This is a genomic window from Bizionia paragorgiae, from assembly GCF_900107625.1.
GTDB lineage: Bacteria > Bacteroidota > Bacteroidia > Flavobacteriales > Flavobacteriaceae > Bizionia > Bizionia paragorgiae.
The window spans coordinates 1-13,116 of sequence record NZ_FNQK01000026.1 but is presented as its reverse complement, the minus strand read 5'-3'; the positions used below and the strand labels follow the sequence as shown (position 1 = coordinate 13,116).

Genomic DNA, 13,116 nt, shown 5'->3' with positions numbered 1-13,116 from the left:
GTAATCTTGAAAACTGCGCAAAATCCTTATCATGCGGATGGCAACCACTGCGCTAGGCCATCCTCCACTGCCAGCCGCTGCGGCTTTTACTTGTTTTACTACGATTACAAAAATAGGCCGGGTTGCTTTCTAAGGAAAAATAGTAGTTAGTTGGATTTTGATGGACTTGATGGTTATACCTTTTTACAACAGTGATCAAATCAACCCAAAAAACACCATATTTCTTATCGCTATTCTCGTATAATTCCCATTATTTTATCATCTTTGACTCTAGAACTACAGCTAATTCAATGAGCTAAGTCTATGGTTCTAACCCATTTTTGTTATGATTAAAAAACATACTATTAGTATAGTAATTGCCATAGTTTGTGCTATTGCTCTGCCTACACATGCCCAAACGGAAGTCAAATTTAATATGGCTACTGCCACACTACTCATTCCTAATGTCGGTATTGAAATACCTATCACCAACCATTCCAGTGTGCAACTTGATGTGTTAGGTGCCTTTTGGGACAGTTTTAATGGCGAGCCACTTCAAATTGTACAAGTTTTTCCTGAATACCGCTATTACTTAAAACCTGAGCGTAGCGGGTTGTTTGTCGGTGGTCATATCGGTTTTGGGATGTTTACCATGCAAAAACCTGGCTTCCTAGTGCTTTATGATAAGTATACCCCAAACTCACCCTATAACCTAAAACATGAGGACGGGAGTTTTCAATCGGGACGTGCTACATTTTACGGACTCACCTTAGGTTATAAACACAGGTTGAATGAGCGTTGGGGATTGGAGCTATTCGTGGGCGGCGGACTCTCGCAAACGAATTATAAAGGGTTTAACCGCTTAGATCGTGTTGATGTAGACGAAGATAATTATCGCGATTTTAATGGTAGTGGTGAGGTACTGTTGTATCGTGGCGGGCTTATGTTGGTCTATAAGTTGAAGGGAGTTAGTAAATAGGGATTAGGTATTAGGGATTAGGGATTAGGTATTAGGTATTAGGGATTAGGTTTGATTTTGGTTCATGTAGGTGTTTAGAACCACCATTGTTGTTTTGTGGTAAATTAGAGAGGCTGTAAGTCTTAGTAACGCGATGCTCAATTATATGTCATTGACTGCGTCGAATCTTCGATTTCTGAGCAGTGAAGAATCTTGTGCTACATGTGACCTCGAACAAAACGGACATAAAAACTATAATTCTTGTACAGATTCTTCGATCGTGCCTCCCTCAGAATGACAATTATGAATCCACTGTAAAATAAATAAAACATGTAATCCCCAAAATAAACTTCTCAAACACCCAAAAAAAAATGCTCCTCAATAATGAGAAGCATTTTATAGTATAACTCAGTAGTAAAAACCACCAAAAGAAGGAATGCTTAAATCTTATTTAAAAGCATTTAATCCTGTAATATCTAATCCTGTAATTAGTAAATGAATATCATGAGTACCCTCGTAAGTAATTACACTCTCTAAATTCATAGAGTGTCTCATAATACTATAGTCACCAGAAATACCCATACCACCAAGCATCTGTCTTGCTTCGCGTGCGATATTAATCGCCATGTCCACATTATTGCGTTTCGCCATAGAAATCTGTGCCGATGTTGCAGTACCATTATTACGCATCACCCCTAATTTCCAAGCTAATAACTGTGCTTTTGTGATTTCGGTAATCATCTCAGCTAATTTCTTTTGTTGTAATTGGAACTGCCCAATAGGCTTTCCGAATTGCATACGTTCTTTACTGTAACGCAATGCCGTATCATAACAGTCCATTGCCGCACCGATAGCGCCCCATGCAATACCAAAACGTGCCGAATCTAAACAGCCTAGTGGTGCTCCTAATCCTGATTTGTTTGGTAATAGGTTTTCTTTAGGAACCTTTACATTATCGAAAATAAGCTCTCCCGTTGCACTCGCACGAAGTGACCATTTGTTATGTGTTTCTGGCGTGGTAAACCCTTCCATACCGCGCTCTACGATAAGTCCGTGAATACGTCCTTCTTCATTTTTTGCCCATACCACAGCCACATTACAAAATGGCGCGTTGGAAATCCACATTTTAGCACCGTTTAAAAGATAGTGGTCACCCATATCCTTGAAATTAGTGGTCATGCCTCCAGGGTTACTCCCGTGGTCAGGTTCCGTTAATCCGAAACTTCCCATCCATTCACCACTAGCTAATTTTGGTAAGTATTTTTTTCGCTGCTCCTCGTTTCCGTATTTGTAAATCGGATACATCACTAAAGAGGATTGTACCGAAGCCGTACTGCGGACACCAGAATCGCCACGTTCAATTTCTTGCATGATTAAACCATAAGAAATCTGATCTAATCCCGCACCACCATATTCCTCCGGGATATACGGACCAAAAGCACCAATGTCTGCTAGTCCTTTTATAATTTGTTTTGGGAATTCTGCACGTTGTGCGTAGTCTTCTATAATTGGTGAAACATCACGTTTTACCCATTCTCTCGCTGCATCGCGTACTAATTTATGTTCGTCTGTAAGGAGCTCGTCTAAGTTGTAATAATCCGGAGCTTCAAATAAATCTGGCTTCATAGTTTTGTTTTAGTTGAATAACAAAAGTAACGAAATGCTTTACTGTTTACAATTTTAATCTACATTTTAAGATAAAAATCTTTAGTCAGTTTTTTGTAGTCTTCAGTGTACGCGTGTCTTGAGGTTTCAATAACCAACTCCTCTTCAACAACCGCTATTTTTTCAAATGAAAATGCTATAAGGCTGCGTTTCAAATCTGCCGTCTCATGACCTCTAACGCGTAGGATGCGGTTGGCAAAAAGCCCTTCCGCCGCAGCGTGGTCCAAACAGTCTTTTTCATCTTTAAAGGGGATAATCACCACAAACTTTCCGGTTTCCGAAAGCAGCTTACCCACACTCTGCGTGAGGTGATGAAAAGGCATAGCATCGCTAAAACGTGCCAGATCCCTCTGGGTATTATCAGTTTTATAATCTTCGGTGTAGAAAGGCGGATTGGAGACTATAAGGTCGTAAGTATCGTCGATCTCCTCAGCAAACTCTTGCAATGCCGCATGGTAACAAAACAACCTGTCGCCCCATGGGGAGCTTTCAAAATTATCGACACATTGCTCGTAAGCGGCATCATCGATCTCTATGGCGTCTATGACTTCCGCCATACTGCGTTGCGCTAACATTAAAGCAACAACTCCAGTACCAGCGCCGATATCAAGTATGGAAAACGGACGGTGGTCTAAAGTGGCCCAAGCGCCTAAAAGTACCCCGTCGGTACCAATTTTCATGGCACAGCGGTCTTGGTGGACCGTAAATGATTTAAACTGAAACGGTTTTGCCATTAGTCCTCTAAATACAAATCGATAAGCCCCTCTGGGGTAGTAACAACTATGGTTTTATTAGGCTTGTCGACTTTCGTTATAAACTCATCATTCATCGGGATAAGGATCTCAATGCCGTTTCGGTCGATTTCAAAAAGAGATTGTGCCGTGCTGTCATTAACCCCCGTAATCGTACCTACAGTTCCGAAACTCGTGTCCTCCACAGTAAACCCAATAATCTCATGAAAGTAAAACTTGTCGTCCTCCAATTCTGGTAAGAAATCTAAAGGGAGATATAAGTCGCTTTTTAATAAACTATCGGCATCAGCCTCCGTTTCGACATCCTCGAATTTTATACGTAGCAATTCCGATTTGTGTAATTGTGAGCTTTCAATAAAAAATGGTACCAGGTTGCCTCGTAAATCGACAAACACAGAGTCTAAGTCTTCGTAAAGTTCCGGTTCGTCGGTGTCTAGTTTGGCAAGTAACTCGCCCTTAAAACTGTATTTTTTTACAATTTTACCTAAGAAAAAACAATCTTTTTTATTCATCGTCGTAGTCGTTATCGTATTGGCATACTAAATACCATGCAAAAATCTCGCTTTTAAAAGTATCTACAAAGGGTTTTAGTAAAAAAAAAAACTCCGATAGCGGACTATCGGAGTTTTTGAAAAGTATAAAAATAAAATTTCTATTCTTCTTCGTTTGTTGCTTCAGTAGATTCTGCTGCTTCAGGAGCTTCTTCAACCGCTGGAGTTGCTGCTGCAATTCTAGCTTCGTTAGCTGCCTTCTCAGCTGCAAAAGCTTTCGCTTTAGCTTCACTTTCTGCACTTGCTAAACCTTCTTTCTTAGCTTCAACTTTACTACCTTTTTCTTCTAACCAAGCGTTGAATTTTGCTTCTGCTTGCTCTTCAGTTAAAGCGCCTTTACGTACACCACCTGCTAGGTGATTTTTTAATAAAGCCCCTTTGTAAGACAATATTGCTTTCGCTGTGTCTGTTGGTTGAGCACCATTTTGTAACCACTTTACCGCTGTATCAACATCTAATTCGATAGTTGCAGGGTTGGTAGTTGGATTGTAAAAACCTATTTGTTCTAGGTATTTACCATCTCTCTTAGCGCGAGAATCCGCTGCTACGATTCGGAAATAAGGTTTCCCCTTTTTACCGTGTCTTTGTAATCTTATTTTTACTGACATAAAAAATTAATTTGTGAGGTTCGCGACCTCTATTATTAATAAGCTGCAAAGATACTATAAAATTTTATATTTTAACTTTTTATACTAAAACTATTGGGTTAATGTTTTTTATTCTATTTTTGAGACGAATAAAATTACATGATTATGAAAAATATAGTTGTTTTGGTTTTAACAATGGTCGCTTTACTTAGTTGTAGTAATGAAACAAAATTTAAAACACCATCGTTTGAAGCTAAAAAAGATGGTAATTTGTTTGAAGCAGTTTCGTATCAAGCGAGTATTGTAGATAATGGACAAATAGTTATTACAGGAACCGATAATTATGATACCGTAAATTTAGTGGTAAATAGTGTGTCTCCAGGGCTTTATGATGTTCAAGATGCTAATGCCTTTGCTACGCATGTAGATATAAACGGCGTGATCTGGTCTACAGAAAACACACCGGATCCAGACGTTCAAATATATCCTGCCAACGGAATGATCGACCTGAAAGTGGTTAACCTTGAAGAAGGTTTTGTTTCTGGAGAGTTTTATTTTAATGCCTTTAACAGTTCAGGAATGTCTTCTGTGAACTTTAATGAGGGAATCTTTGTTAAAGTACCTCTAACAGGTGGTGTGGTATCGGATTCCGACCCCACAAATACAGACTGCCAGACGGCTACAGCGGCTGCTCAAGTGTCAGGACAAACTTTAGCGGTTTCAGATCCTACAGATCCTGGATATGAAGCACTTTGTAATGATTATATGCAAGCCTTAATGACACAAATGAATGCCTGTGGTGATGCTAATGGTTCAATTCAAGCCGAAATTGATTCGCTAGATTGTACCCCAGCAGCGACCGTGGTTAGCGGAGCAATTACCGTAACCGTAGGAACAGATGCAAGAACCTTTGATGAGAATATAACAGCCGACCTAAACGGAACTGTCGTTTCAGTAAGAGCGGAAGATGCAAACTCTGGTGACTGGGTGTCTTTTGAAGTGGTGCAAGGACAAACAGGTGCGAATATCATTTCTAATTTTGTGATTCACTTAATTTCTACCGATTATACCCCAGCTAATAATGCGTCAGGGATTTTTACATCTAATATTTCAGTGAATACAACAACAGAAATCGACGGTACATTTTCTGGTCCCGTAGAATCGGCAACCGGTGGTGATGTGAGTCTGACTTCTGGTGTAATCGATATTAATTACTAATAAAGAGATACCTTTTCTATATATAAAGCTGCAATCTTAGGGTTGCAGCTTTTTTTTGTGTTAAAAACTCATAAAGTCCTCACAAACAGTGTTAAATGACTTGACATCGTCCGCCTTTCGTGTTATATTAAGACTAGCGATGTTAAACAATACGCATCAACCAAAAAAAAGTATTGAAATTTAAAATGATAAGGAATTATGAAGTACACTGAAGAAATTTCGAATAAATTAAACGAACTATTAGTTAAGAATTACGATGCCGAAAAAGGCTATCTTAATGCCGCCGAAAATGTGGATAGCGACCGATTGAAAATGTTTTTTAAACGCCGCGCCACCGAGCGTAACCAATTTGCTAACGAGATTAAAAATGAAATCAAGCAATATGGTGAGGAGCCTAAAGACTCGGGGAGTTTTAAAGGAACCATGCACAGGAATTGGATGACCCTAAAATCGACCTTTTCAGGAAATAACGAGGAGGCCGTTTTAGAGGAAGCGATTAGAGGTGAAAAGGCGAGCTTGGAAGAATACAATGAGCTGGTAACAGAAAAAAACTTACCGCCAACCATCGACGCGCTAGTCTTAAAACATAGAGACGCCATCCAGTCGGCAATTAACACCGAGAAATTAAATGAAAATATAATTTCATAAGGTAGAATTCTCACTATGAGGGACTACCCTGAAAATAAAATCCAACCGCTATCCGGTTGGATTTTATTGTTTATAAAACATTCCGATTTTATGCCGTAAAACTATTCTTTATTCTTATTTTTAACCTCCCTATTTTTTTTACTTTATAATCACAATTATGTACTTAATTTTCGATACGGAAACCACAGGATTACCAAAACGCTGGGACGCTCCAATTACCGATGTAGACAACTGGCCACGGTGTATACAAATCGCATGGCAGCTGCATGACGCTATGGGGAACTGCGTGGAGAGCCAGGATTATTTAGTGAAACCCGACGGGTTTAATATTCCCTATGATGCCGAGAAAATTCACGGTATTTCTACCGAGCTTGCCGAAGAGCAAGGGGTGGAGCTGTCGGAAGTTTTAGCAAAATTTAATATTGCACTAGGGAAAGCTAAGTTTGTGGTGGGGCAGAACGTAAAGTTCGATTTGAATATTATGGGTGCGGAGTTCGTCCGTGAGAATGTCCAAAACGTCTTGCAAGAGCTTCCGGTATTAGATACCTGTACCGAGCACACCGCTAACCTATGTGAAATTCCCGGTGGGCGTTATGGGAAATTTAAACTCCCTACACTTACCGAGTTGCATCAGTACCTCTTCGGAACACCGTTCTCCGAAGCACACAACGCAACTGCCGATGTGGAAGCGACAACACGATGCTTCTTAGAGCTTATCCGCCGTCAGGAATACACTATCGAGCAATTGGATGTCGAGCCGGATTATTTCGAGCGCTTCTCAGAAGCCAATCCGCAAACCATTCAAACCATTGGTTTAAAACATATCAATCTTAAGCGTGAGAGTGCTAAGATCGCCGAGCGCCTAAGAAAAAATGAGTCGTCTGGGATTTCTGCCGAAGAGATTAAAGAGAATATCCAAGATCTTAAGTCCGTAGATTTTGTACATCTCCATAACCACTCGCAGTTCTCAGTATTACAGTCCACAATGAGTGTGGTGGATATTGTTGCCCAAGCAGCATCGCATAATATGCCGGCAGTAGCGCTTACCGATCATGCGAATATGATGGGGGCCTTTCACTTTATAAATGCCGTAAACAAACATAACAGCGCCGCAAAAGCTAAAATAGCAGAGGCCGAAGCTATAGGTGAAACCCCACGAGTAAAAGAAATAAAACCGATTATCGGTTGTGAGTTCTTCGTTTGTGAGGACCACCTAGATAAATCGCGAAAAGATAACGGGTACCAAGTGGTGCTTATCGCTAAAAATAAAAACGGATACCATAATCTTGCCAAGCTATCGTCGCACGCCTTCGTGAACGGGTTTTATTATGTGCCGAGAATAGATAAAAAATTAATTGAACAGTATAAAGAAGACCTGCTGGTGCTTACCGGTAACTTATATGGTGAGGTACCTAGTAAGGTCTTAAATGTTGGAGAAAGTCAGGCAGAAGAGGCTTTACTATGGTGGAAAGAGCAGTTTGGTGACGATTTGTATATCGAGCTTATGCGCCACGGACAAGAAGATGAAGACCGTGTAAACCCTACCCTGATAAAATTTGCCAATACCCATAACGTAAAATTGGTGGCTACCAATAATACCTACTACGCAAAACAAGGGGATGCCAATGCCCACGATATTTTACTCTGTGTAAAAGATGGTGAAAAGCAGGCGACTCCTATTGGTCGCGGACGAGGGTATCGCTACGGGATGCCTAACCAAGAGTATTACTTTAAGTCGGCACAAGAGATGAAAAACCTCTTTAAAGATGTGCCAGAAGCAATTAGTAATACCGAAGAAATAGTTAATAAAATTGAAGGCTACCAGCTAGCACGTGATGTTTTATTACCGGCTTTCGATATCCCCGAGCAGTTTATGCACGACGAGGATAAAATTGACGGTGGTAAGCGTGGAGAGAATGCCTTTTTAAGACACCTTACCTACGAAGGGGCGAAAAAAAGATACGGACAAGAGCTTTCGGAAGAGGTTATCGAGCGCCTAGATTTTGAGCTTAGCGTTATTGAAAAAACAGGATACCCAGGGTATTTTTTGATTGTAGAGGATTTTATTCGCGAAGCCCGAAAAATGGATGTGTCTGTAGGTCCCGGTCGTGGATCGGCAGCCGGATCGGTAGTGGCCTACTGCTTGTGGATTACCAACATCGATCCGATGAAGTACAATCTGCTTTTTGAGCGTTTCCTTAATCCGGATCGTGTGAGTATGCCCGATATTGATATCGATTTTGATGATGAAGGACGTAGCCGCGTTATGGATTACGTTATTGATAAATACGGCTCTAATCAGGTGGCGCAAATTATTACCTATGGTACCATGGCCGCAAAGTCATCCATTCGTGATACCGCCAGAGTATTAGACCTGCCCCTTTTTGATGCCGATAGGATTGCGAAATTGATTCCTAATATGTCGAAACTGAATAAAATATTCGGTTTAAGTGATAAGGAACTGAGTTCGAAATTTAGAGCGGAAGACCTGGAGAAAGTCAATGAACTCCTAAATATTTCCGATGGTAGTGACCTGCAAGCGGAAACCGTAAACCTAGCGCGGACCCTAGAAGGGTCGGTAAGGAATACCGGAATTCACGCCTGTGGGGTGATTATTACTCCCGATGATATTACCAAATTCGTACCGGTTTCCCTAGCAAAAGATTCCGATCTGTACGTGACGCAGTTTGATAACTCAGTAGTGGAAGATGCCGGGTTATTGAAAATGGACTTCTTGGGGTTAAAAACATTAACCCTGATAAAAGACACCGTTAAAATTGTAAAAGCAAAACACGATATTCTTTTAGATCCGGATACCTTTCCGCTAGATGATGAAAAGACCTACGAGCTGTTCCAACGCGGAGAAACCGTTGGGGTGTTTCAATACGAATCCCCAGGGATGCAAAAACACCTTAAAGATTTAAAACCGACGGTCTTTGATGATTTAATTGCAATGAACGCCCTGTACCGTCCGGGACCTATGGAATACATTCCGAGTTTCGTGCGACGAAAACATGGGGATGAAGATATAGAGTACGATTTACCAGCAATGGAAGAGTACTTAAAAGAAACCTACGGGATTACCGTTTACCAAGAGCAGGTGATGCTCCTCTCGCAAAAGCTAGCAGATTTTACCAAAGGTGAGGCCGATGTCCTGCGTAAAGCGATGGGTAAAAAGCAAATCGCCGTTCTTGATAAAATGAAACCTAAATTTATCGAGCAAGCTAGTGCCAAAGGGCATGATGCTAAAAAGCTAGAGAAAATTTGGAAAGACTGGGAGGCCTTTGCAAGTTATGCCTTTAATAAATCCCACTCGACCTGCTATGCGTGGATCGCCTACCAAACCGCTTACCTAAAAGCGCATTACCCTGCCGAGTATATGGCGGCCGTATTATCGAATAATATGAACGATATTAAGCAGGTCACCTTTTTTATGGAGGAATGTAAGCGTATGAAACTTGATGTGCTTGGTCCTGATGTTAATGAGTCGTTCTATAAATTCTCGGTGAATAAAGATTATGCCGTGCGTTTTGGAATGGGAGCCATTAAAGGGGTAGGGCACGGTGCCGTAATGACCATCGTAGAAAATAGAAAGGACGGTGAGTATAAATCTATTTTCGATTTAACAAAGCGTATCGATTTGCGTGCAGCCAATAAAAAAGCCTTCGAAAACTTAGCCTTGGCAGGAGGGTTCGATTGTTTTAAAGATACCCACAGGGCGCAATATTTCCATAAGGAAGGTAGTGATTTAACCTTCTTAGAAAAAGCCATCCGCTACGGTGCAAAACACCAGGAGAATGAAAATTCCGCGCAGGTGAGTCTGTTTGGTGGTGCTAGCGATGTGCAAATAGAAGAGCCTCAAGTACCGCCATGTGAAACCTGGGGTACCATGGAGAAACTAGCCCAAGAGCGCGAAGTGGTAGGGGTTTATATTTCTGGGCATCCCCTAGATGATTTTAGAACCGAAATGAAGAACTTCTGCTCGGGGAAAATCTCCTATTTTACCGACCTACATCCCCATGTGAATAAAGAAATTACCTTTGGTGGGGTGGTCACCGATGTGCAACACCGCGTGAGTAAGCAAGGGAAAGGCTGGGCGCTATTTACAATCGAAGATTATACCGATTCGTACGAATTTCGTATTTTTGGGGAAGAGTATTTAAAACACCGCCACTTTTTAATGGTTAATAACTTCGTGCACGTTAAAGTTTTTGTTCGCGAAGGCTGGGTAAACCGCGATACCGGTAAAAAAAGTGACCCGAGATTGCAGTTTAATAGCTTTCAGCTGCTGCATGATGTCATGGAGAAATACGTGCGTAAACTCTCTATACAGTTAAATATTCGCGATCTGGATCCCGAGAGAATTCAGAAGCTTAAAGGACTTATTGCCATGCACCCCGGAAGTCATTTGTTGGATTTCGTCGTTTATGATAATAAAGAGCAGATAAAATTAGAAATGAATAGCCGCAGGCAAAAAGTAAAGGTGTCTCAAGAATTATTAGACGAGCTTGAAGAACAGCAGGTCTTTTATAAATTGAATTAAACACCCTAATTATAATAGTACAAACCAATTCAGCGATAAAAAAAACAAATGTCAGGTTATACGCTTTGGCACTTTTTTTGACTAATATTGCATATAAACTAGAAGTAAAACTCAATAAAAAACACAATATTATGGCATTAGAAATCACAGATGCAAATTTCGAAGAGACAGTATTAAAAAGTGACAAACCTGTAATGGTAGACTTTTGGGCTGCTTGGTGTGGACCATGTAGAATGGTTGGACCAATCATCGATGAGGTAAGTAAAGAATACGAAGGTAAAGCAGTAGTAGGAAAGTTAGACGTAGATGCAAATCAAGAATTTGCTGCTAAATACGGTGTGCGTAACATTCCAACAGTATTGGTTTTCCAAAACGGAGAAGTTGTAGGTCGTCAAGTAGGTGTAGCACCTAAAAACGCTTATACTGAAGCTATCGACGCGCTTTTATAGTCGATACACATAAAGAATAGAGAAAAGGTTTGCTGTTATGGCAAACCTTTTTTAGTTTAGGGTATTATTTTTTAGGGCGATTTTTGTTTTACCAAAAAAAGTAAAACAAAACCAGGCTCTCACAACTCGCTTCCCGATACCTATCGGGAGAGCTCAAACACATTGCTCCATCCTTAACGCAGAAAATAGGTATGAATTTAACAGACGAACTACATAAAGCCGGCGGGTTTAAAAACCTTGAGCACCTGGCAAAACAAGTCGTAGAAGGCTTCGTTTCCGGAATGCATAAAAGTCCGTTCCATGGATTTTCGGCCGAGTTTGCCGAGCATAAAATCTATAATCAAGGGGAGAGTACCCGACATATCGACTGGAAACTCTACGCTAAATCCGATAAGCTCTATACTAAAAGTTATGACGACGAAACCAATTTGCGCTGTCATATCATTCTAGATAATAGCAGTTCTATGCATTACCCCGAAATGCAAAACTTCTCAATAGACCGTTTAAATAAAGTGGCCTTTTCAGCCCTGGCATCGGCAGCCTTAATGCATATAATAAAAAAACAACGCGATGCTATAGGCTTAAGTATCTATAGTGATGCTTACGATTTCTATGCTAGCGAAAAAGGAAGCGAGCGCCACCACCAGATGCTATTGTCACAGTTAAGCAACACGGTGCTTTCTAAGCCCGCTAATAAGACAACGGAAACGTATAAGTATCTGCATCAAATAGCCGAGAAGATCCACAGACGCTCGCTAATATTCGTGTTTACCGATATGTTTCAAGCCTCAACGGATCAAGATAAACTGTTCGAAGCTCTAAGACATTTAAAACATAACAAGCATGAAGTGGTCCTATTTCATGTTTTTGATAAACAAAAAGAGTATCATTTCGATTTTGATAACGCCCCAAAACGTTTTATCGATGTCGAAACTGGGGAGCATATCAACTTATATTCGGAAGTCGTAAAAGAAAATTACGAAAAAATGATAAAAAATTATTTCGACGAATTAAAGGTCAAATGCGGACATAATAAAATCAAATACGTTGAGGCTGACGTAAATAGCGGTTTCGATAGCATCCTTACCAGCTATATGCTCGAGCGCCAAAAGTTCGTTTGAGCAAAAAAAAATAAAAAAAGTTTAAAAAAAGTTTGTGAAAGTGAAAATGTATCCTATCTTTGCACTCGCAATAACGCAACGGTCTGGTAGTTCAGCTGGTTAGAATGTCGCCCTGTCACGGCGAAGGTCGCGGGTTCGAGTCCCGTCCAGACCGCAAAAATTGCTAAAGCTTCAAAGAAATTTGAAGCTTTTTTTGGCAATAAAATTTAGTTGTGTTGTTTTGACAGATGTAGTAGTCTGTCAATGTGGTAGAAGCTATTTATAGCTCAAACCGATGAGAAGCTTTCCTTTTTTCTTCTAGAAAATAGGGATGCTTTTTTGTTTTATAGAGGTTTGGGAATAGTAGTTAGTAGGGATCATTCCTAAATGTTGTGTTTATGCAAAAATTGTGGTCAGTCTATAAAGGAAGAATTCTACATTTTTCACACCTCTAAACTGAGCTCTAAAAGCTTTTATTTTAGCATTAAATGATTCAGCGGATGCGTTTGTGCTTCTATTTATAAAATAGTTTAGGATCGATTTATAATTGAGGGATATAGTGTTGGCAATTGTATTGAATGACCTGAAGCCGGTGTTTTCAACGTCTTTGTACCAATGTGCCATTTTTGTGTATGCTATTTGTATAGAAGTTGTCTTATTGAATAT

11 protein-coding genes and 1 tRNA gene are annotated in these 13,116 nt (G+C 40.3%); 7 read left to right on the top strand and 5 right to left on the bottom strand.

All coding sequences use genetic code 11. The annotated features are described in order from the left end of the window. Positions 1 to 325: 325 nt before the first annotated feature. The gene (locus BLV64_RS13895) at positions 326 to 958 is read left to right on the top strand and encodes a DUF3575 domain-containing protein (RefSeq protein ID WP_092136609.1); all 633 of its coding nucleotides are present in this window, start codon (positions 326 to 328) and stop codon (positions 956 to 958) included. A gap of 426 nt (positions 959 to 1,384) precedes the next feature. On the opposite strand, the gene BLV64_RS13890 is transcribed toward BLV64_RS13895, so the two are convergent. The 4 genes from BLV64_RS13890 to BLV64_RS13875 form a co-directional block, all read right to left on the bottom strand. Next, complete coding sequence (locus BLV64_RS13890; protein ID WP_092136606.1) at positions 1,385 to 2,563, bottom strand: acyl-CoA dehydrogenase family protein; 1,179 nt, start codon at positions 2,561 to 2,563, stop codon at positions 1,385 to 1,387. Between the two features lie 59 nt (positions 2,564 to 2,622). Further along, positions 2,623 to 3,336, bottom strand: a complete 714-nt coding sequence (locus BLV64_RS13885) for a tRNA1(Val) (adenine(37)-N6)-methyltransferase (protein ID WP_092136604.1) — start codon at positions 3,334 to 3,336, stop codon at positions 2,623 to 2,625. Beyond that, positions 3,336 to 3,866: a ribosome maturation factor RimM gene (gene rimM, locus BLV64_RS13880; RefSeq protein WP_092136602.1), complete on the bottom strand. Its 531-nt coding sequence runs from the start codon at positions 3,864 to 3,866 to the stop codon at positions 3,336 to 3,338. Before rimM ends, BLV64_RS13885 begins: the two co-directional genes overlap by 1 nt. 140 nt (positions 3,867 to 4,006) lie before the next feature. Further along, the gene (locus BLV64_RS13875) at positions 4,007 to 4,513 is read right to left on the bottom strand and encodes a 30S ribosomal protein S16 (RefSeq protein ID WP_092136599.1); all 507 of its coding nucleotides are present in this window, start codon (positions 4,511 to 4,513) and stop codon (positions 4,007 to 4,009) included. 144 nt (positions 4,514 to 4,657) lie between these two features. Between BLV64_RS13875 and BLV64_RS13870 the strand changes: the two genes are divergently transcribed. From BLV64_RS13870 to BLV64_RS13845, 6 genes are all read left to right on the top strand, one after another. Next, complete coding sequence (locus BLV64_RS13870) at positions 4,658 to 5,710, top strand: DUF6252 domain-containing protein (RefSeq protein WP_092136596.1); 1,053 nt, start codon at positions 4,658 to 4,660, stop codon at positions 5,708 to 5,710. Between the two features lie 198 nt (positions 5,711 to 5,908). After that, the gene (locus BLV64_RS13865) at positions 5,909 to 6,358 is read left to right on the top strand and encodes a ferritin-like domain-containing protein (protein WP_092136594.1); all 450 of its coding nucleotides are present in this window, start codon (positions 5,909 to 5,911) and stop codon (positions 6,356 to 6,358) included. A gap of 157 nt (positions 6,359 to 6,515) precedes the next feature. Next, complete coding sequence (dnaE, locus tag BLV64_RS13860; protein ID WP_092136592.1) at positions 6,516 to 10,901, top strand: DNA polymerase III subunit alpha; 4,386 nt, start codon at positions 6,516 to 6,518, stop codon at positions 10,899 to 10,901. Positions 10,902 to 11,032: 131 nt separating this feature from the next. Continuing rightward, complete coding sequence (trxA, locus tag BLV64_RS13855; RefSeq protein WP_092136591.1) at positions 11,033 to 11,350, top strand: thioredoxin; 318 nt, start codon at positions 11,033 to 11,035, stop codon at positions 11,348 to 11,350. Between the two features lie 191 nt (positions 11,351 to 11,541). Continuing rightward, positions 11,542 to 12,471 carry a DUF58 domain-containing protein gene (locus BLV64_RS13850; protein ID WP_092136589.1) on the top strand — a complete coding sequence of 310 codons (930 nt, stop codon included), beginning with the start codon at positions 11,542 to 11,544 and terminating at the stop codon, positions 12,469 to 12,471. 80 nt (positions 12,472 to 12,551) lie between these two features. Beyond that, positions 12,552 to 12,625: transfer RNA gene (locus tag BLV64_RS13845), tRNA-Asp, on the top strand. A gap of 221 nt (positions 12,626 to 12,846) precedes the next feature. On the opposite strand, the gene BLV64_RS13840 is transcribed toward BLV64_RS13845, so the two are convergent. Continuing rightward, positions 12,847 to 13,116, bottom strand: a 270-nt coding sequence (locus tag BLV64_RS13840) for a transposase (protein ID WP_245705921.1), incomplete at its 5' end; no start/stop codon positions are given.